18 protein-coding genes and 1 pseudogene are annotated in these 20,591 nt (G+C 46.5%); 18 read left to right on the forward strand and 1 reads right to left on the reverse strand.

Going from position 1 to position 20,591, the window contains the following annotated elements; translation table 11 throughout:
• Positions 1-104: 104 nt before the first annotated feature.
• From LYZ37_RS16235 to LYZ37_RS16305, 15 genes and pseudogenes are all read left to right on the forward strand, one after another.
• Entirely contained in the window at positions 105-2,024 is a 1,920-nt protein-coding gene (locus LYZ37_RS16235) for a methyl-accepting chemotaxis protein (protein WP_272787928.1), read from the forward strand.
• 234 nt (positions 2,025-2,258) lie between these two features.
• The gene (gene urtA, locus LYZ37_RS16240; protein ID WP_004744086.1) at positions 2,259-3,542 is read left to right on the forward strand and encodes an urea ABC transporter substrate-binding protein; all 1,284 of its coding nucleotides are present in this window, start codon (positions 2,259-2,261) and stop codon (positions 3,540-3,542) included.
• 423 nt (positions 3,543-3,965) lie between these two features.
• Positions 3,966-5,267 (forward strand): annotated as a pseudogene (gene urtB / locus LYZ37_RS16245) (urea ABC transporter permease subunit UrtB); the annotation flags it as partial.
• A 9-nt stretch (positions 5,268-5,276) separates the two neighbouring features.
• Positions 5,277-6,470 (forward strand): urea ABC transporter permease subunit UrtC, encoded by a 1,194-nt coding sequence (gene urtC / locus LYZ37_RS16250; protein ID WP_272787930.1) that lies wholly within the window; start codon positions 5,277-5,279, stop codon positions 6,468-6,470.
• Entirely contained in the window at positions 6,467-7,318 is an 852-nt protein-coding gene (gene urtD, locus LYZ37_RS16255) for an urea ABC transporter ATP-binding protein UrtD (RefSeq protein WP_069668908.1), read from the forward strand. Before urtC ends, urtD begins: the two co-directional genes overlap by 4 nt.
• 1 nt (position 7,319) lies before the next feature.
• A complete protein-coding gene (urtE, locus tag LYZ37_RS16260; RefSeq protein WP_272787931.1) occupies positions 7,320-8,015 on the forward strand; it encodes an urea ABC transporter ATP-binding subunit UrtE in 696 nt (231 codons plus the stop codon).
• Complete coding sequence (locus LYZ37_RS16265; RefSeq protein WP_272787932.1) at positions 8,012-8,920, forward strand: urease accessory protein UreD; 909 nt, start codon at positions 8,012-8,014, stop codon at positions 8,918-8,920. The genes urtE and LYZ37_RS16265 overlap by 4 nt, the downstream gene beginning before the upstream one ends.
• 57 nt (positions 8,921-8,977) lie before the next feature.
• Positions 8,978-9,280 (forward strand): urease subunit gamma, encoded by a 303-nt coding sequence (ureA, locus tag LYZ37_RS16270; protein WP_272787933.1) that lies wholly within the window; start codon positions 8,978-8,980, stop codon positions 9,278-9,280.
• A gap of 8 nt (positions 9,281-9,288) precedes the next feature.
• On the forward strand, positions 9,289-9,630 hold the full coding sequence (locus tag LYZ37_RS16275) for an urease subunit beta (protein ID WP_272787934.1): 342 nt from the start codon (positions 9,289-9,291) through the stop codon (positions 9,628-9,630).
• Between the two features lie 22 nt (positions 9,631-9,652).
• Positions 9,653-11,356 carry an urease subunit alpha gene (ureC, locus tag LYZ37_RS16280; protein WP_272787935.1) on the forward strand — a complete coding sequence of 568 codons (1,704 nt, stop codon included), beginning with the start codon at positions 9,653-9,655 and terminating at the stop codon, positions 11,354-11,356.
• A gap of 68 nt (positions 11,357-11,424) precedes the next feature.
• Positions 11,425-11,877 carry an urease accessory protein UreE gene (gene ureE / locus LYZ37_RS16285; RefSeq protein ID WP_171803437.1) on the forward strand — a complete coding sequence of 151 codons (453 nt, stop codon included), beginning with the start codon at positions 11,425-11,427 and terminating at the stop codon, positions 11,875-11,877.
• Positions 11,878-11,916: 39 nt separating this feature from the next.
• Positions 11,917-12,480, forward strand: a complete 564-nt coding sequence (locus tag LYZ37_RS16290; protein ID WP_272787936.1) for a HupE/UreJ family protein — start codon at positions 11,917-11,919, stop codon at positions 12,478-12,480.
• A 10-nt stretch (positions 12,481-12,490) separates the two neighbouring features.
• Positions 12,491-13,180: an urease accessory protein UreF gene (locus LYZ37_RS16295; protein WP_272787937.1), complete on the forward strand. Its 690-nt coding sequence runs from the start codon at positions 12,491-12,493 to the stop codon at positions 13,178-13,180.
• Positions 13,181-13,215: 35 nt separating this feature from the next.
• Complete coding sequence (gene ureG, locus LYZ37_RS16300) at positions 13,216-13,839, forward strand: urease accessory protein UreG (RefSeq protein ID WP_272787938.1); 624 nt, start codon at positions 13,216-13,218, stop codon at positions 13,837-13,839.
• A 145-nt stretch (positions 13,840-13,984) separates the two neighbouring features.
• Positions 13,985-14,458, forward strand: a complete 474-nt coding sequence (locus LYZ37_RS16305) for a hypothetical protein (RefSeq protein WP_272787939.1) — start codon at positions 13,985-13,987, stop codon at positions 14,456-14,458.
• Between the two features lie 50 nt (positions 14,459-14,508).
• Here the strand turns inward: LYZ37_RS16305 and LYZ37_RS16310 are convergent, their stop codons facing one another.
• Positions 14,509-15,882: a nucleobase:cation symporter-2 family protein gene (locus tag LYZ37_RS16310; RefSeq protein WP_272787940.1), complete on the reverse strand. Its 1,374-nt coding sequence runs from the start codon at positions 15,880-15,882 to the stop codon at positions 14,509-14,511.
• A gap of 349 nt (positions 15,883-16,231) precedes the next feature.
• Here LYZ37_RS16310 and LYZ37_RS16315 point away from each other — a divergent pair, with 349 nt between their 5' ends.
• From LYZ37_RS16315 to LYZ37_RS16325, 3 genes are all read left to right on the forward strand, one after another.
• Positions 16,232-16,732: a hypothetical protein gene (locus LYZ37_RS16315; RefSeq protein WP_272787941.1), complete on the forward strand. Its 501-nt coding sequence runs from the start codon at positions 16,232-16,234 to the stop codon at positions 16,730-16,732.
• Entirely contained in the window at positions 16,725-18,848 is a 2,124-nt protein-coding gene (locus LYZ37_RS16320) for an ATP-binding protein (protein WP_336314496.1), read from the forward strand. The genes LYZ37_RS16315 and LYZ37_RS16320 overlap by 8 nt, the downstream gene beginning before the upstream one ends.
• Positions 18,849-19,049: 201 nt before the next feature.
• Complete coding sequence (locus LYZ37_RS16325; RefSeq protein ID WP_272787942.1) at positions 19,050-20,585, forward strand: methyl-accepting chemotaxis protein; 1,536 nt, start codon at positions 19,050-19,052, stop codon at positions 20,583-20,585.
• The last annotated feature ends 6 nt before the right edge of the window (positions 20,586-20,591 follow it).

Here is a 20,591-nt window from a genome sequence, read left to right on the forward strand (position 1 = left end):
AAGCGTGATTCATGCAAACGTGGTATTTCCCGCTATTTATCTCAAGTGAGATCCCCCGGCCCCTGTTCCGGGGTTTTTTATACCGCTAAAAGGAGTGACATGTGATGGCAACTGGATTAAGTATTCGACACAAGACTATCGTGGCGACGGTGATGGCAGTGATTCTGGTCATTGTGGTGCTAATTAGCATTACCGTCAGTCAGGGCCAGAAGATTATCCTCGACAAAACTTATTCACAGCAGATGCCAGCGGCGTTGGGAGAGGTCAGTAACCAAATTCAACTGGAACTAGAAAAGCCTTTGGTTGTTGCTGAAGTGATGTCCCAGCTACAACCACTTACGGATTTTGACGGTCAAGATAGTAGGCAGATCAGTGCACAGCTTGCCGCGATCAAGCAGCAGTTTAATGCTTTAACGGCCTTTTTCGTTACCACTGTCGACGACAGCTATTATTTGCCCAGTGGAAAGCTCAAATCTATGTCGAGTTCCTCAGCGGATGACCAATGGTTTTATGGCTTTCTCAATGGCGACAAACAGGTCGAGCTGTCGATTGATATCGACGATGGTACAGGCATCGCAACGGTTTTTGTTAACCATGTTGTGATTAGTCAAGGCCGCCGCGTAGGAGTGACGGGGATTGGTCTGTCGCTCGAAAACTTAGGCAATACTGTCGCTAACTACTCTCTAGGCGATTCAGGTCGATTAATGTTGGTCGACAAGAACGGTGAAGTCAAAGTGCACCCTAATACCCAGCAAGTTGGAAAGCAGTTGGCTGATATTGGGCTTGGAGCATTGACGCCTGAGCTGCAAACTTTGATTGGAACAGCGCCTGTTATACATGAATCAAAGCTTGAACAAACATCGACGATCGTTGGTTTGATGGCCTTACCGCAACTTGATTGGGTGCTGATTTCTGTTCAACCCACCGCTGAAGTGCTCACCGAGATTAACCACTTCATCGAAACGATGATTTGGGTCGGCGGATCTGTAGCACTGCTGTTTATCATTATCAGCGCATATATGACACATATCTTGCTCAAACCACTTTCGACTACAGCTCAACTGCTGCTTGAAATTGGTAGGGGAGGTGGCGATCTGACTCAACGACTGGATGAAAGTCGTAGTGATGAAGTGGGTAACATTGCCAAGGGGTACAATCAGTTTGTCGCCTATATGGGCAACGTTTTACAAGAAATAGAAAGAGCGCGTAAAGAGCTAGTTGCAACCATCAATCTGATTGATCAACAAGCTAACGAAATGAAACAGCAGATCCATGGTCAAGAACACAACATTGATCAGGTAGCAACCGCGGTTCATGAAATGAGCGCCAGCTCTGAAGAAATCGCTAACAATGCCACCCATACCTCAGACAATGTCTACAAAACTACATTAGAGGTGAAAAACGGTTTGAGCTCAGTGAGTAAAACATACGCACGTACTGAAGCTATGAGCCAACAGTTAGAGCAGAGTAACCAAAGCATCGGAAAGCTATCAAATGATATCAATGCCATTGATACGGTACTGGATGTCATCAGTGGTGTCTCTGAGCAAACCAATCTACTGGCATTAAACGCTGCTATAGAAGCGGCACGAGCAGGTGAACAAGGCCGTGGCTTTGCTGTTGTTGCCGATGAAGTAAGAACATTAGCCTCTCGAACCCATGAGTCTGCCAGTGAAATTCGTACCATCATTGAAAACTTACAGGGACTTAGTAACACAGTCGTTAGTGAAGTTAGCCAGAGCCACAAAATAGGTAGTGAGTGTCTCACCGCAGCTAAAGAGTCTGAACACCACCTTGCCTCTATCAGCAATATTGTTGAGGAGATCAATCAACTCAGTGCACAGACTGCCACCGCAACAGGCCAACAGTCTCAGGTCATTAATGAGATTGCACCGCACGTTGAAAGTATTGCCGATGTAGCAAAAAGCAATACTGAGATGGTCACGCAAACATCACAACACTGCGTTAGTTTGAAGAGAAATGCTGACTCTCTTAGTGAGCTAGTGGCTAAGTTTCGGTTTTAGTTGAGGTAATTTTACGAGTCATCTCTCCAAATTGGTGAAATTGAATATGTAATTGCACTAGTATGCAGCGATGTGCTATCGCTTGGTTGCACCAAAATAACAAGATTTAAATTTAATCTATTTATAATCAAATAGTTATGAATTTTATCTTTAAGTTATTAATTTGGCATCGATTTTGGATTTGTTTCCTTAGGAAAAAGAATTGAATAACAATTCACTATAAGGAGATATCCAATGAACACGAAGTTCAAACTCAAGCTTGCAGCAGTAGGTACCGCATTGGCCTGTATGTCAGGAGTGGTGAGCGCCGCCGACACTATTAAAGTTGGCGTTTTGCACTCGCTTTCTGGCACCATGGCGATCAGTGAAACCACATTGAAGGACACGGTTCTTATGCTGGTGGAAGAGCAAAATAAAAAAGGCGGCCTACTCGGTAAAAAGCTTGAGGCGGTAGTGGTCGACCCTGCTTCAAACTGGCCGCTGTTTGCAGAAAAAGCTCGCGAGTTGATTGAAAAAGAGCAAGTCGATGTGGTGTTCGGTGGCTGGACATCCGTATCGCGCAAATCTATGTTGCCGGTATTCGAAGAACTCAACAGCCTACTTTTCTACCCTGTTCAGTATGAAGGTGAAGAGTCGTCGAAGAATGTGTTCTACACTGGTGCTGCGCCAAACCAACAAGCGATTCCAGCGGTTGACTACCTAATGAATGAACTTGATGTTGAGCGCTGGGTACTGGCCGGCACTGACTATGTATATCCACGTACTACCAATAAAATCTTAGAGTCTTACCTCAAGAGCAAAGGGGTGAGCGAAAAAGACATCATGATTAACTACACTCCATTCGGCCACTCAGACTGGCAGTCGATCGTTTCTGACATTAAGAAGTTTGGCGCTGAAGGCAAAAAGACCGCTGTGGTTTCGACGATTAATGGTGATGCCAACGTCCCCTTCTATAAAGAGCTTGGCGCTCAAGGTATCTCTTCAGAAGATATCCCAGTTGTGGCCTTCTCTGTTGGGGAAGAAGAGCTGTCTGGTATGGACACCTCTCCGCTTGTCGGCCACTTAGCGGCATGGAACTACTTCATGAGCGTCGATACGGAGAAAAACGATGAGTTCGTCGAAACGTGGCAAAAGTTTATCGCCAGCGAAAAGCGTGTGACTAACGATCCTATGGAAGCGCACTACATCGGCTTTAACATGTGGGCGCAAGCGGTCACCAATGCAGGAACGACAGATCCTGAAGCCGTGCAAGATGCATTGATTGGCGTGTCTGTCCCAAACTTGTCAGGCGGTTACTCAACTATGTTGCCTAACCACCATATCACTAAGCCTGTGTTAATCGGTGAAATCCAAGATGATGGTCAGTTTGATATTGTTTGGGAAACGACGGGCCTTGTAGCAGGTGATGCTTGGTCAGAGTATCTCCCTGAATCGGCGAAACTCTTCTCTAGCTGGTCGAAGCCGTTTTCTTGCGGTGCGTTTAATGTTGAAACCAAGAAATGTTCAGGGACCAATTAAGACTCAACACCCCCAATAAATAACCTGAAAAGTTTGGCGCTGCATGTGGTAACGCAGCGCATTTTTATTGCCATAAATTCTAACGCAAGGATGCATATCATGACGACCGTATTACGGATGCTCTGTGTGCTCGTTTCTGTGCTTATTGGATTAACGACAGCGTCGGCCGAGAACGTTAAGCCACTGACTCAAAACTCTTTTTTCCAGACGTTGACTGGAAAGAACACACACGAAAAGCAGCAAGCGGCTAGCTGGCTTGCCTCAAACTATTCTCATGACACAGCCAAGCCCATTCTAGAGGCGTGGCTGAATGGACAGCTCTATTACCTTAAAGATCATAAACACGCTCAGCATCAGCAGCTATTTATTATCGAGAGTGCTCAAACAGGGGCAGAGGCGAGACAGGCTTGGATTAACGATCCTCTGATCATTGAAAACAAGCGTAAGTTTAAAAAAATAAAAGTGAACAATAAACTTCGTGCTTACCTTCGTACTGAAATTGCATCACTTGGTCTTAACAGCGAGGACCCAGAGGTTCGCAAGCAGTCAATCAAAGCGCTAACTGGTAACCCTGAAGCGATAGATAAGCTCAGCGCATTACAACAAAGTGAAACCAACGCAGAGATCGTTGCTATGTTGGCGTTCGCCATTGCGGTTGATGCGGCGCTTGATCCCAAGGCTCCCAATCGCATTGACGCTGTTGAGTCTATCTCTCAATCCAACCAACCCATTGTACTTAAGACTCTTAACACGATTTTGGCGCAAGAGACTGATCCACAAATCATTGCGGCCGCAGAGCGTGGTTTACAAGATTACCAGCAAAGCCAGCGACTCTACGCAGGTGTCGAGACGTTGTTTTTTGGGCTAAGTCTTGGCTCTGTATTGGTGCTGGCGGGAATTGGCTTAGCGATTACCTTTGGGGTTATGGGCGTGATCAACATGGCGCATGGTGAGTTGATTATGCTTGGAGCTTATACCACCTATGTGATGCAGCAACTGCTTCCGGCTCATACCGGTGTGGCGCTGATCTTGTCGATTCCTATGGCATTCCTGGTGTCAGGATTGGTTGGGATCTTGATTGAACGCAGTGTGATTCGCCATCTGTATGGGCGACCTCTTGAAACGTTATTGGCAACCTTCGGTATCAGTTTGATTCTTCAGCAGGCAGTTCGCTCTATCTTCTCTCCGTTAAACCGCTCGGTAAGTACGCCAGATTGGATGGCGGGTGCGCTGGAAATCAACCCCATGCTGTCACTGACTTACAACCGCCTCTACATCATCTTGTTCTGTGCCATAGTATTTCTGGCTTTAGTGATGATCTTGAAGAAAACCCCCCTCGGATTACAGGTTCGTGCCGTTTCGCAAAACCGCCCGATGGCGAGAGCTATGGGGATTCGTTCTGAGCGTGTCGATGCGCTGACATTTGGTTTAGGTGCGGGTGTGGCAGGTGTGGCAGGCGTAGCTCTGTCTCAGTTGACCAATGTTGGGCCAAATATGGGCCAAGCCTACATTATCGATTCCTTTATGGTGGTGGTGTTTGGTGGCGTAGGCAACCTTTGGGGAACACTGGTCGCTGGTTTAGGTTTGGGACTGTTTAATAAGATCTTAGAGCCATGGGCCGGAGCGGTACTGGCTAAGATTCTGGTGCTGGTGTTTATCATCTTATTTATTCAGAAGCGACCAAGAGGATTGTTCCCTCAACGTGGTCGCGCGGCTGAGAGTTAAGGAGGCGTTATGACCAATCAAACACACACGAAACCCTCACGCTCTTTTGTCCTTTCTGCACTGCAAGGCGATAAAGGCGGTCAGATGACAATATTGGTCATCTTGGCAGCGGTGATCTTAATTCCGGCGGCGAATATGATGTTGCCCGCTTCGCACCCGCTTCACGTCGAAACCTTTACGATTTCATTGTTGGGTAAATACCTTAGCTATGCGATGTTAGCGCTCGCCGTCGATCTAGTATGGGGCTATTTGGGTATTCTCAGTTTAGGCCATGGCGCTTTCTTTGCGCTTGGCGGCTACGCGATGGGTATGTATTTAATGCGTCAGATCGGCGATCGCGGTGTCTATGGTAATCCTATCCTGCCTGATTTTATGGTGTTCCTAAACTGGCAAGAACTGCCTTGGTTTTGGCATGGCTTCGACCAATTCTGGTTTGCGGCTCTGATGGTGGTGCTGGTACCCGGCGCAATGGCGTATGTATTCGGCTATTTGGCGTTTCGCTCTCGGGTCTCTGGGGTCTATCTCTCCATCATTACTCAAGCTCTCACCTATGCGCTGATGTTGGCGTTTTTTCGCAATGAAATGGGTTTTGGTGGCAACAATGGCTTAACCGATTTTAAAGACATTCTGGGTTTTAGCTTGCAGCAAGACAGTACCCGAATCGTACTGTTTATTGCGACTGGTATAGGCCTTATCGTCAGCTATTTGGTCTGTCGCAGCGTCGTGGCGAGCCGTCTTGGTCGCGTATCGGTTGCGATTCGTGATTCCGAATCGCGCACACGCTTTATGGGTTACGACGTCGATGGCATCAAACTGTGGGTGTTCGTCCTTTCTGCGGTGATCGCCGGGATTGCTGGGGCGCTGTACGTGCCGCAAGTTGGCATTATTAACCCAGGTGAATTTGCACCGCTCAATTCGATAGAGGTGGTGGTTTGGGTCGCACTTGGCGGTCGTGCGACCTTGTTTGGTGCGATTGTTGGCGCCTTGGTGATCAACTATGCCAAAAGCTGGTTCACGGTGGAGTTTCCAGAAGTGTGGCTGTTTGCCCTCGGAGGCTTGTTCGTCCTTTCAACGCTCTACTTCCCGAAAGGCTTAATCGGCTTTATCAGTGATAAGTGGCATTTAGTCGTCAATCGAAACCGCGGGCATGACTCCGCTGAGTCGAACACTGACGAAGAGAAAAGCAAGGAGATCTTGGTATGACTGAGTTAAAGCGCACCGAGCAATTTAAGCAATCACTCGCTGAAGTTACGCGTCGAGATCAAGTGTTCTCGTTTCTTAAGCCGGACGTCCACCCACTGATTGATACCAGACACAACATCTTGCTCTATGTGGAAGGGGTGAATAAAACCTTTGATGGGTTTAAAGCGATTAATGATCTCAATCTGTACATCCGTGAAGGCGAGCTGAGATGCATTATTGGCCCAAATGGAGCCGGGAAAACCACCATGATGGACATCATCACGGGTAAGACGAAACCGGATACTGGTGAAGTTTGGCTCGGCTCGAACCTCAACTTACTTAATATGAATGAAGCCGAGATCGCCAATGCGGGAATTGGCCGTAAGTTTCAAAAGCCGACAGTGATCGAGTGCTTAACAGTGTGGGAGAACCTCGAACTGGCGATGTCGGGTGTGCGTTCCGTGTGGGGCTCGTATGTGGCGAAGATGACGGGAGAGCAAAAAGATAAGCTCGAATCGGTACTGAGTTTAATTCATCTGCATGACCACCAAACGCTGCTGGCAGGCAACCTTTCCCACGGCCAAAAACAGTGGTTAGAGATAGGAATGCTGTTGATGCAAAACCCTAAGCTGCTGCTTATTGATGAGCCTGTGGCTGGCATGACTCACCAAGAGATGGATCGTACATCTGAGCTACTTAACTCACTAGCTGGTAAACACTCTGTGGTGGTCGTTGAGCATGATATGGACTTTGTTCGCTCTATCGCTAGCCATGTCACTGTGCTTCATCAGGGGCATGTGTTGGCAGAAGGCACTATGGATGAGGTTCAAGCGCACCAGCAAGTCAAACAGGTTTATTTGGGGGAATAACATGCTATCAATTTCTGGATTGAACCAGTTTTACGGTGAGAGCCACACACTTTGGGACTTGGAGATGGAGATCCCCAAAGGAAAATGCACCGTGTTAATGGGGCGTAATGGTGTGGGTAAGACGACCTTACTGCAATGCATTATGGGGTTGGTCAAAACAGAGAGTGGCGACATCGCCCTTGAAGGTGACTCTATCATCAAAAAAGAAGCCGAAGCTCGGCCCAGAATGGGGATCGGCTATGTTCCACAAGGTCGTCAAATCTTTCCAATGTTAACTGTGGAAGAAAACTTGCAAGTAGGTTTACCTATCCGAGCAAGAGGAGACCGTCACATCCCCGAATTTATCTTCGAGCTGTTTCCTGTGTTGAAGGAAATGTTGCATCGCAGAGGGGGCGATTTATCGGGTGGGCAGCAGCAACAACTGGCTATAGGTCGGGCGCTGGTAATCAACCCTAGCTTACTGATTTTGGATGAACCGACGGAAGGGATTCAGCCCAATATTGTGCAAGAAATCGGCGATATTATTCGCATGTTGAATGAGAAATTTGGACTTACGGTTTTACTGGTTGAGCAAAAACTGCCGTTCGCCCGTAAGGTCGGTGATCAGTTTTGCATCTTGGATAGAGGGCGCACTGTCGCCCAAGGGGACATGGAAGAGCTGGATGATAGATTGATAAAGGAGTATCTCACCGTATGATTTGTGAACCTGCCGTTGCGTTTGATTTAGGTGATAATAATCAGACGCTTAAAAAGAACATCGAGTCTGATGTAGAGAAAGGCTGGAAGGCCATGTTATCGCTTTTGTTTAAAGATAGAGGGGATAAAACCGTCATCAAAGACCGTCAACAGAAAGGGCCTTTAGCGATTCAGCGCCCTTTGTATCCCGAAGGGAAAACGTGCCATACCTATTTGTTGCATCCACCCGGCGGTGTGGTCGGTGGCGACACTCTGCAAATAAGCACTCGTGTGGAACAAGGGGCTCATGCTCTGGTCACCACACCGGGTGCGACTAAGTTTTATCGCTCTGAAAAACGCTACGCTCATCAGAAACAGATATTGCATGTTGAAGGTGGTGGTTTACTTGAGTGGTTACCGCAAGAAAACATCTTCTTTCCTGACGCCCATGCTCGCCTTGATACCGAGATTCACCTTGATCATGATGCCCTATATGTGGGCTGGGAAATGCACTGTTTTGGACGTCCTGCACTAAATGAGGGATTTTCCTCCGGACATTTAGTTGGAAAAACAGAGGTTTACCGAGATGGAAGAAAAATTTTGACCGAGGGGTTAAATATTTTTGGTGGTGATAAGTCCATGATAGAAAAGGGTTTGCTTAATTTCTCTCTCGCGGGAACGCTGTATATTTCTGTCGAAAATGAGGATTTTTTTCAACTGGTACAGAGCTTGCTCTCTAACATACAGCAAGAAGTCGGCACAGAGGACTTAGTGATTGCTGCGACACAGATAGAAGAAATGGTTGTCGTGAGAGCGCTGGGTCGATGGAGTGAGGTGATCTTGGAGAGCTTTCAACAGGTTTGGCAACAAGCGCGCCAATACTGGACAGGTGAAACTCCCCAGCCCCCAAGGATTTGGGCAACCTAAACTCCATGTTTCTCTTTGCACCTTCTCCATCATGTTAAGGGAATGGCAAGGAAACCAATGGAATTATCACCGAGAGAAAAAGACAAACTGTTGATCTTCTGCGCTGGGATGCTGGCGCAGCAACGAAAAGAGCGAGGGTTAAAGCTTAACTATCCAGAGTCTGTAGCATTTATTAGCAGTGCCATTCTTGAAGGTGCTCGCGAAGGCAAAACGGTGTCTGAGCTTATGGACTTTGGACGAACACTACTTACTGTTGATGACGTTATGGAGGGCGTGCCTTCCATGATTCCTGATGTACAAGTCGAAGCCACCTTTCCTGATGGGACCAAATTGGTCACCGTTCATGAGCCAATCGCCTAGGAGATCATATGTCAGCACCAACAAGTCAATATTCTGGTTTTATTCCCGGTCAAATTGAATCCGCCCCCGGTGAGATTGAACTCAATGTTGGCCGCGCGACCATCAAGGTCAAAGTAGAAAATATCGGCGATCGACCAGTACAAATCGGCTCGCATTATCACTTTTTTGAGGTCAACGATTCACTGCGCTTTGAACGTGAGGCGTGCAAAGGGTTCCGTCTCAATATCCCTGCCGGCACTGCGACCCGCTTTGAACCTGGCCAATCTCGCACGGTTGAGTTGGTTGAGTTTGCAGGTAAGCGAGAGATATACGGGTTCCAAGGAAAGGTCATGGGCAAACTCGCCCAATAAAAAACAAAGACAAGGATAGGTAATGGCAAGCATTTCTCGTCAGGCATACGCCGAAATGTTTGGGCCAACAGTGGGTGATCGCGTGCGACTCGCAGACACCGAACTGTGGCTTGAAGTGGAAAAGGATTTCACTGTTTACGGCGACGAAGTTAAATTCGGCGGCGGTAAAGTGATTCGTGATGGCATGGGGCAAAGTCAACGACCAAGCGCTGAAACGCCAGATTTGGTCATCACCAACGCAGTGGTATTGGATTATTGGGGTATCGTCAAGGCAGACGTGGCGGTTAAAAATGGGCGTATTCAAGCGATAGGCAAAGCCGGTAACCCTGATGTGCAGCCAGAAGTGACGATTGTGATTGGACCGGGGACAGAGATCTTAGCAGGGGAAGGATCAATATTAACCGCGGGCGGTATCGACTCGCACATTCACTTTATTTGTCCTCAGCAAATCGAAGAAGCATTGGCTTCAGGTGTCACCACCATGATTGGTGGCGGTACTGGCCCCAACACAGGAACCAACGCGACAACCTGTACTCCCGGCCCGTGGAATATGCACCGTATGCTTGAATCGATAGATGAGTTCCCAATGAACTTTGGCCTGCTCGGGAAAGGTAATGCTAGTCAGCCAGAAGCGCTAAGAGAGCAGGTAGCGGCGGGTGCGGTGGGATTGAAGTTGCACGAAGATTGGGGCACGACGCCGGCATCAATTGACACCTGTTTGTCGGTTGCTGACGAGATGGATGTTCAGGTCGCGATTCATACCGATACGCTGAATGAGTCAGGGTTTGTAGAATCGACGTTAGGTGCGATTGGCGATCGTGTGATTCATACCTATCACACCGAAGGAGCAGGTGGTGGGCACGCCCCGGATATTATTCGCGCTGCGGGTGAATCCAATGTTCTGCCATCGTCGACCAATCCAACTCGTCCTTACACGGTCAATACCGTTGATGAGCACCTCGATATGTTGATGGTGTGTCACCATTTGTCGCCTTCTATTGCTGAAGACGTGGCGTTTGCCGAGTCTCGAATTCGCCGCGAAACCATCGCCGCCGAAGACATTCTGCACGATCTCGGTGCTTTCTCGATGATTGCCTCTGACTCACAGGCAATGGGGCGTGTGGGCGAAGTGATTACTCGCACTTGGCAAACGGCGCACAAAATGAAAGTGCAGCGCGGCAGCTTGAAAGAAGACTCTTCCTACAGCGACAACTTTCGACTCAAACGCTACGTCGCTAAGTACACCATTAATCCGGCAATTACTCACGGTATGGCGCATGAAATCGGTTCAATTGAAGTGGGTAAGCTTGCTGACCTCGTGCTGTGGAAGCCCGCTTTCTTTGGCGTTAAGCCAAGCGTCATCCTAAAAGGGGGCATGATAGCCATGGCTCCGATGGGCGATCCTAATGCTTCGATACCAACCCCTCAGCCTGTCCATTATCGCAGCATGTTTGGCAGCTATGGTAAAGCATCGCAAAACACCTCCATGCTGTTTGTCTCCCAAGCGGCTGAGCAAGCAGGCATCGCGAGTGAGCTTGGTCTTGGCAGCCAAATCGGGGTTGTCAGCCATTGCCGAGATATCAGTAAAGCCGATATGAAGCTCAACGATTGGCAGCCGAACATCGAAGTGGACTCACAAACCTACCAAGTTCGCGCTGATGGGGAGCTGTTGGTGTGTGAACCTGCTGACGTGTTACCCATGGCACAAAAGTACTTCTTGTTTTAACGCTGCAACGAAATAGCTAACCAGTAAACGAACGATTGAATGAGAAAACGAACTGATAAGGAGATGAGATGATCGAACTTACCGAAATCAGCAAAGAAATTTGTACTAAACCTAATGCGTTTCTGAGCTTGCCAATTGATAGCCGAATTAAGAGCCGACTTAAAGTTGAGCTAGATGATGGTCGTGAAGCGGGCTTGTTTCTGCCACGCGGACACATTTTACGTGGCGGTGAACAACTTAAAAGCCAATGCGGCATGATCGTCGAAATCAAAGCCGCGCCGGAAAAGGTCTCTACGATTTATTGCAGCGATCTGCATCTACTAACGCGCGTGGCGTACCACCTTGGTAACCGGCATGTACCGCTGCAAGTTGAATTTGGCTGGGTTCGTTACCAGCACGATCATGTGCTCGACGAAATGGTTGAAGGCTTAGGTGCGAAAGTGACCACAGAAGACGCGTCATTCGAGCCAGAAAGTGGCGCTTATGGCGGCCGCTCTGGTGGGCACCATCACCACCACTAATCACACACAAATTAAAGCAATAACAACAAGGAAGTTATTATGAAAAAAACACAACAATTTGCTGCATTCACCTCTCTGGCTCTTCTCTCATCTTCGGTGATGGCGCATCCCGGTCACGAAACTGGGTCATTCTCCGCAGGCTTAACTCACCCGGTAACTGGTTTCGATCACCTGGTTATGTTGGTCGCGTTTGGTATTTTAGTCGCATGCGTACAGACGTCAGCTGTGCGTAAAGTAGGATTAGTACTCAGCGCGCTTGCCTCATTGTTGGTTGGCCTCGCTGCTGGGCAGGTGTTTGGCGGCTTTAATGGCGTCGAGCTTGCGATAGGGGCTTCGCTGTTTGTCGTGAGCGGCGCAATCTGGCAAGCCTTCCACGCTTCAAAAGATATGCTGCGTTTGGCGCTGACTTTATGTGTTGGCTTAGTGTTTTTCCACGGTTATGCGCACGGTGTTGAAGCGCAAGGCGCAATCTCTTCGTTTGCCGCGGGCATGACCGTCAGCGCAGCGGCGCTTATGGTTCTTGGCTTGCAGTTTGGTCGCGCACTTTCAAGCCCTTGGCTTTCTGTTGGTGTTGCCTCAGTTAGCGCCCTCGTTATCCTGTAAACCTTAGCCTATGTCTTATCAAAAAAGGCCAAGCGATCTGGCGTTGTATCGCCTGTTTCAGTTGATAAGCCCCTCTCTACCCATCGGTGGTTTTACTTATTCGCAAGGTTTGGAGTGGGCGGTTGAAGCGCAGTGGGTATCGGATCGTGCTTCAATGCAAGATTGGTTAGATAACATGCTGATGAACAGTGTCGCGACACTAGAATTGCCAATCCTTGAGCGCTACGCCCAAGCGCTGAAAAGTAATAACAAGCAACAGTTAATTGCGCTGAGTGAATTGCTCTACAGCAGCCGAGAAACCAAGGAACTCAGGGCCGAAGAGAAGCAGCGTGGACAAGCGCTGTATACGTTACTCAAGCAGCTCGATATCTATCATGACAGTTTTGATTATGCCGATAGCGAGCCAAATCAGCTGCTCGGGCTGTGCGTAGCCGCGCAGCACTGGGACATAGAGATTGAGCACCTCAAACAAGGCTACTTATGGAGCTGGGCTGAAAACCTGATTATGGCAGGGGTCAAGCTTGTGCCTTTAGGTCAAACAGACGGGCAACGTGCTCTGATTCAACTCAGTGAGCGGTTTCCTCAAGCATTAGATAGAGCCAGAACGATTGAAGATTGGATGATCGGCAGCTTTACTCCATCAATCTCAATTGCTAGCAGTTTGCATGAAACTCAGTACACACGGCTGTTTCGCTCTTAGCGAAGTAGCAAGCAAAGATTTAGAAGGACTTAATAATGGAAAGCTACAAACAACCTTTACGCGTCGGTATTGGCGGCCCCGTAGGATCGGGTAAAACAGCATTGCTTGAAGTGTTGTGTAAAGCGATCAGAGACAAACTCAATATCGCGGTTGTGACCAATGACATTTACACCCAAGAAGATGCCAAAATCCTCACCCGTGCTGAAGCATTAGAGCCGGATCGTATTATCGGTGTTGAAACTGGAGGTTGCCCACATACCGCCATTCGTGAAGATGCCTCGATGAACTTAGCGGCGGTTGAAGAGTTGGCAAAACGTCATAAAAATCTTGATGTAGTGTTTGTAGAAAGCGGCGGAGATAACCTCAGTGCTACCTTTAGCCCAGAGTTGGCGGATTTGACCATCTACGTGATTGATGTGGCGGAAGGGGAAAAGATTCCGCGTAAAGGTGGCCCGGGGATTACTCGCTCAGATTTGTTGATCATCAATAAGATCGATTTGGCACCATACGTTGGGGCGTCGTTAGAAGTGATGGAGCAAGATACTCAACGGATGCGTCCGAACAAACCTTTTGTGTTCACCAACCTTAAGGAAAGCAAAGGGCTAGATACCATCATCGATTTTATCGTCACTCAAGGTATGTTAACCCTGAAAGGCTAAACTCCTCGCTTGGGGCAAAGGCACCGTGTTTGGTGCCTTTTTTGATCTTGGCGTAATCCAACCTATTGGTTTTACCAGTTATTTTCGGTTTGTAGTTATTATTTTATAAATATATGGTTAACAAATATTAACTGGAGAGAAAATTATGCCTATTAATGGAATATGTCACGACTTTGCTTTTACTCGCTGTTTCCCTGTCGAGAGCAAAGACAGAACACCTAGCGCGAAAGAGAGTGTCGACCTTTGGCGCATCTTGCGCACTAAGATGGAGCTTATTCATCCAGACAATATCGAAACTCTAAAACCTGGCGTCTTAACGGTAACGAATGCAACAGGGCATCCGACATACACTCCGCACTCTTATTATGTTGGGGAAGGCAACGTTTTATACAGCACCAATGACCCATTTTTTGACAAAGTAGAGAAGAGTAAAGTGGATGTGAGCACTCAACATGGAGTGGGGGCGATCACCTATTCTCTTGCAACGCTTAAGGCAGCGCTGAATAACGTTACAGATGGTCCAAACGGTGCGAGCGCGAGAATTGGTACCGATAATCGAGATTTGCAGTTCTATTGGTGTTCTCCCGCCGTTGCTCGTTTAGGCTGGTGGTCTAAATAATTGGAAGCGCCCTCAACCACGAGTAATAACGGTGTTGAGGGCGGTTTGGACTAACTATCTGCCAGAATCACTTCTTGACCCTTTTCATTCTTTTGACGATCAAATAAAGCGAGTACCGCTGTCATGGTAAGTGCCGTGAGACCAGCCAGTGTCACCGGCGAGCCAAAGATACTTTGAACCAGTTTTGGCGTATTGCTCAGCAGATCTGGTACCAGCATAACCCCTAATCCGAAGCCAAAGGATAAAGCGATAGTCATGATCTTTTGACGATTTAGTGTTTCGCTGGCGATGATCTTAATACCTGCCGCTGCGACGGTACCAAACATCACCAATGTCGCTCCACCTAGTACGGGCTTTGGAATGGTCATTAGCAGTGTGCCTAGCATCGGGAATAAGCCTAGTAAGAACAACACTCCTGCAATAAAGTAACCAACATATCGGCTCGCAATACCTGTTAAATGAATAACCCCGTTGTTTTGGCTAAATGTCGTATTTGGAAATGTATTGAATGTGGCTGCAATCAATGAGTTAACACCATCTCCCAGAACACCCGCTTTTAAGCGTTTTAAATATTTCGGACCAGTCACCTCTTGTTTAGAAAACATGCAGTTTGCAGTGATATCACCGGTGGATTCAATCGCTGTGATTAGATAGATAAACGCAATAGGAATAAACACTTCCCAATCGAAGCTAAAGCCGTATTTGAAAGGGACAGGAACACTCAGAAAAGCTTGGCTTGAAAAGTCGATAGAGCCGACTTTACCTAGTAGTGCTGCGGCGATCCAACCTACGATAAGGCCAACAAGAATCGAAGAGAGTCGAACCCAGGTATGTTGGCTCAGGTTCATGATGACAATGGTAGTAAGCACTAAACCACCTAGCATCAAGTTCTCAAGGCTGGCAAAATCCGGTGCATTGAAGCCGCCTGCTAAATCAGTCACACCGACTTTGATCAAGTAGATCCCAATAGTAGTGATAACAATACCTGTGACAATTGGAGTGATCACCGCTTTAAGTTTATCGATAAGCTGTGAGAGAAAGATTTCGATAAATGCCCCGATGAAACACACTCCAAATATCACCGCTAGAATTTCTTCTGCGCTTCCGCCACGTCCTTTGACCAAAAAGCCGCCAGCTAGAATCGACCCTAGAAATGCGAAACTTGTTCCTTGAACACAGATAAGTCCGGCACCAATTGGGCCAATACGCCTTGCTTGAATGAAAGTGCCGACTCCAGACACCATCAACGCCATACTTATGAGGTAAGGCACATGTTCACCTAAGCCTAGCGCGGAGCCAATAATTAGCGTCGGAGTTATGATGCCGACAAAGCTTGCCAGTACGTGCTGAATCGCTGCCCACGCCGCTGCTTTTGGCGCGGGCCTATCATCAAGTGCGTATATTAAGTCGGAAGTCTTTTCCATTGTGTTCTCCTTTGTATTTTAACTTGTATACAATGACTGCGTAGATATTGAGCAATCTATATGCCAAGAGATTTATTTCTTTAGAAACAAGGTGGTATGGATGTTTTTGAGTGTTTGTTAAGGTTCTCGCGCACTGATAAGGAACAACCTGCATCATTATTGGTGCAGTGCAGATAGTGAGAGCAAGGTGATTTGTGAGAAGAGTGTTGCTAGGAACAAGGAATTAATTCGTCATCGATTCAATGACATACATTAGTTGATTTCCATCCCTCTACAGATTTTTGTCTATACTGACTTGATAGACCTAGATTATAGCGTGATTACTCAATAACTGATTTCCGAGGCAACTATGCGAACAACTCTAATTATGAGTGTGATTAGCACTTTATTGTTTATTAGCCAACATGTATTGGCGATATCGCCGGCAACGGAAGAGCCAATCCTTTGGGTATCGGGCAATATAAGCGAAACGAACTCTCTAGATGGGGTAGAGCTTGATGAAGCGATGATTTTTGGCTTAGAGCAAGGGACTATTCATACCAACAACCATGTTGTAGAAGAGGTCGTAGAGTATCGCGGTCCAACGCTTATAAGCTTGCTAGACTATGTGGGAGCAAGAGGGGACACCATTAAGGTTATTGCATGGGACGAGTATTTAGTCACCATACCCGTGGCAGATATCAAAAAGTATGGGGTCATACTTGCTACTCATGAGTCAGGTAATCGAATGACTCTTGATGACAAAGGCCCTTTCTTTGTCGTGTTTCCATTTACTGATCACGCAGAGTTAAGAAACGACGCCTATTACAGCCTATCAGTTTGGCAAGTCAGGGAAATTGTCGTTGAGTAACACTTCTAAGCAGGCTCGTTGGAAGCTAAGACATACATTTTTAGCCATCATTGGGGGGCTCAGCGTTTCTCTCGTATTGATGATAGGCTACTTCTTTTACTCACTGTCTGAAATTAGAAATGTGACTCCTCAACCCTATGTCACCATAGTTAACAATAACCTTTCTGCAAAAGTGAAGCTGCTGTCAGTAAAAAATGAAATTTTGACCTTTCGAAACAAGCCGTCAGAAAAGGCGTTAGCTGCCCTCAAGATGAAGGCTCGAATCTATAAAGCGAGTATATTGCAAGACTTTGCCGCCGAGCGAACGATTAGGATTCATACCCAATATGGTGATGTCGATCAGCTAGCCAAAATAACCAGTCGAATCGAGAACGTGCTGATTCGTTTACAAAGTATGGCCTCAGTGAACGATAACCAAGCTGAATTAGCCCAGAAAGAGCTACAGAGTGTCTATGCCGATGTGAATGCGTATTTATCTAGGTTTGTCTCCAATGTACAGAAGAATCAAATGCAGTTCGTTCAGTACAAAGAAGACTTTTACAATCGGCAGTATGTTTACCTAGCTATGATATTACTTGGTTCGATTATGATGATCGGAGTAGTCTCATGGATGTATCTAAACCAGAGTAAACTCAGTCGCGATCTTCAAGAAAGAACTGAAAAACTAGAAGAGGCGAAAAAGCTCGCTGAGCAGCATGCAACCGCTAAAGCTCGCTTTTTGGCCAATATGTCGCATGAAATGCGAACGCCTTTAAACGCTATTATCGGGCTTAGTCACAAAGAGTACTACGAGTCTACCGATGAGCAGACGCGCAACTTTTTGTCGATGATTAATAGCTCAGGCCAACACCTACTAAAGCTGATTAATAGTGTGCTTGATATCAGTAAGATAGAGCAAGGAAAGATGAAGCTGCAAACAGAACCATTCTATTGCAGTGAGTTAATTGAGCTGTCTAAAACCATCTTCGTTGATATGAGCAAAAGCGATGTTGAGATCTTTTTTTCGACACAGTTGGATAAGGATTACAAACTCATCGCAGATAAAACTAAGTTGCTGCAGTTGATCAATAACTTAAGCTACAACGCTCTTAAGTTCACTGAACGGGGCTATGTTGATGTGTGCCTTTCATTGGAGCGCTTAGAACAAGCGAGCTTATTAAGAATAAAGGTGTCTGACACCGGTATCGGCATGTCACAAGAGCAACTCGATAAAGTATTTGAAGAGTTTACGCAGGCCGATGATTCCATCACAAGAAAATATGGTGGTACTGGCTTGGGGCTGTCTATTTGTCAGTCATTGGTCAATCTAATGGATGGGTCTATAGAGGTCGAGAGCGAGTTAAATAAAGGCACAGAGTTTAGCGTTGCAATACCAGTTAAGGTTGAGGGAGAGAAAGCCATTGGCTGTGTTGCGAATCTTGAAAGCCGGTTAAGGGTGGTTAGTGCTGACCTCCATGCCAAAGAGCTAATCAGTAATGAACTAAAACGCTTTGGCTTGTTTGATGAATCTGGTGATATCACTGTCTACTACCAAAGTGGCGACAGCAGCATAGAGAACAATTTACCTGTGGTACGCGACAATGAGGAAATGATCGTTGTGATTGCGGATTTACCTAATTCAATTACCGTCTCAGATAAGCAATTAAAGCTGACTAAGCCTTATGATATTTTCAGCTTGCTCAGTGTGTTAGGTAGTCAGAAGCAGAGTATAGTACAACCAGAGGTTTCGCTGACTAACAGTTCGGGCTTATCTGCTTTGATCGTGGAAGATATGCGAGTCAATCAGATCGTCGCGCAGAAAATGTTGTCGACATTGCAAGTTGAAACTACCACTGCAAACAATGGACAAGAGTGCTTAGATATTATTAAGCAACGCCATTTCGATATCATCTTCATGGATATTCAAATGCCGATTATGGATGGGATAGAAGCGCTGAAAAGAATTCGACAAGATGATTTGGCGCCAGACACCGCAATTGTTGCGCTAACCGCAAACACCTTCGATAAAGACGTATTGCACTATTTAGAGCTAGGTTTTAATGATGTTGTACCTAAGCCTGTTCGTATTGACTTAGTGCAGCGTATTGTAGACAAATACGCCCCTGCAACCATTTAGGTTTGACTTATCTGACTGTCCATTGGTCACAATCATGTTTGTTAGGGGTATTGATGCCAGTCTCTCGGTATTTCTCCTTTTCTGTAACGGCAGCCATACACCCTAAAAAATGTGATTTAAATCTAATTAAACCCTTAGTTTGATAATTGATTAATCAGTTACTACTTTTTTATTAACTGTCGAAAAATTTGGGAGGCAGTTTTGAAAAAGTTAAAGGTCGTATTTTTAGTACAGGTCATCATTGCTCTGACTCTAGTGTTACTAGTATCGGCATTCCTTAAGTATCAAGGATTTAAAGATAACTTATTAGTTGAGTTACAGCATTCGGTAGAGAATACGACTCAGCGGATGATGATCAGTTTGCCCAAGGCAGTATGGGATTTTGATTTAGACTCGGCAAAAGTTTCTATTTCCGCAGAACTGAAGCTGCCAGAAATCTCCGCCGTACAATTGATTGATAACGAAGGCAGCGATCTTCTCTTCCTGACTCACCAACTAGTTAATGAAGAGTATGAAACGGTCGAAGTAACAGATAAATCTCTGTTTACCGAAGAGAACAGCATGAGTGCTGCACTGACTTTTGTCGAATATGGTGAGGAAAACTCGGTCGGTAAGGTGACGGTTTATTTTGATACCCATGCTCTCGATACCAAGCTTGCAGATTCACTGACAACCAACATTATTGAGCTGATTGTTCTCGATATTATTTTATCGATTGTGATCGTCGTGGCATTGTCTATGACGGTGATTCGCCCAATCTCTGAACTGACAGAAGTGGTTAAAGATCTCGCCTCTGGTGATGGCGATCTAACCAACAAGCTTGCCCCAGCAAAATATCAAGAATTTGCAGACATCACCGAAGGAATTAACAGCTTTACAGAGTCGCTCAGGGTAATTGTTCAAGATGTTAATCAATCTTCCGATGCGCTTAAAGACAAGGCGCAAGCCAATGGCGCAACGGCAAAATCCAACGCTGAAAAGCTTGAAATGCAAAAGCATCAATTAACCACTGTGGCAGCAGCGGCAACAGAGCTAAATCAATCGGTTTCTACCGTCGCAGAGACGGCGTCTGAAACTGCCCAACAAGCACATACAGCGACTTCACTTGCTACAAATGTCAGTGATGCAATCGAGAGCTCTGCTAGTGACATCATTAACATGCGTGAAGAGATGAATCATGTAAATGCTGAGATGCACATCTTGATTGAAGAAGGAGAAAAGATCACTACGGTTCTTAACGTGATTAATGACATATCTGAGCAAACTAATTTGCTTGCGCTTAATGCCGCAATTGAGGCGGCAAGGGCAGGGGAACAAGGACGTGGCTTTGCTGTTGTGGCGGATGAGGTGAGAAATCTTGCGGTGAAAACCAGCGAATCCACCGAGCAGATTCAAAAAAACATTGCTGCATTAGGTGCGGCGACCAAATCGGTAGAGGATGAGTTGACTCGTATTGCGACTTTACTTGAGCAAACGGCATCAAGAGTGAGTGAATCTCAAAGCTCAGTCAGTGAAGTGCAAGGCTTGATTACCGTTATTTCAGATAGAAGTGGGCAGATTTCGCAGGCAACTGACGAGCAGCGTATGGCGGTTGAAGAAATTAGCCAAGCGATTGTTGAAGCATCTGAGGCAACCAATGATGTTTCATCAGGTGCGACTAAGAACGCTAAAAGAACGGAAGAAGTACTGAGCTTAAGCCAAAGTATTGCTAACCATATGGCTAAGTTCCGTACCTAAAATAAG

Source organism: Vibrio tubiashii, from assembly GCF_028551255.1.
GTDB lineage: Bacteria > Pseudomonadota > Gammaproteobacteria > Enterobacterales > Vibrionaceae > Vibrio > Vibrio tubiashii_B.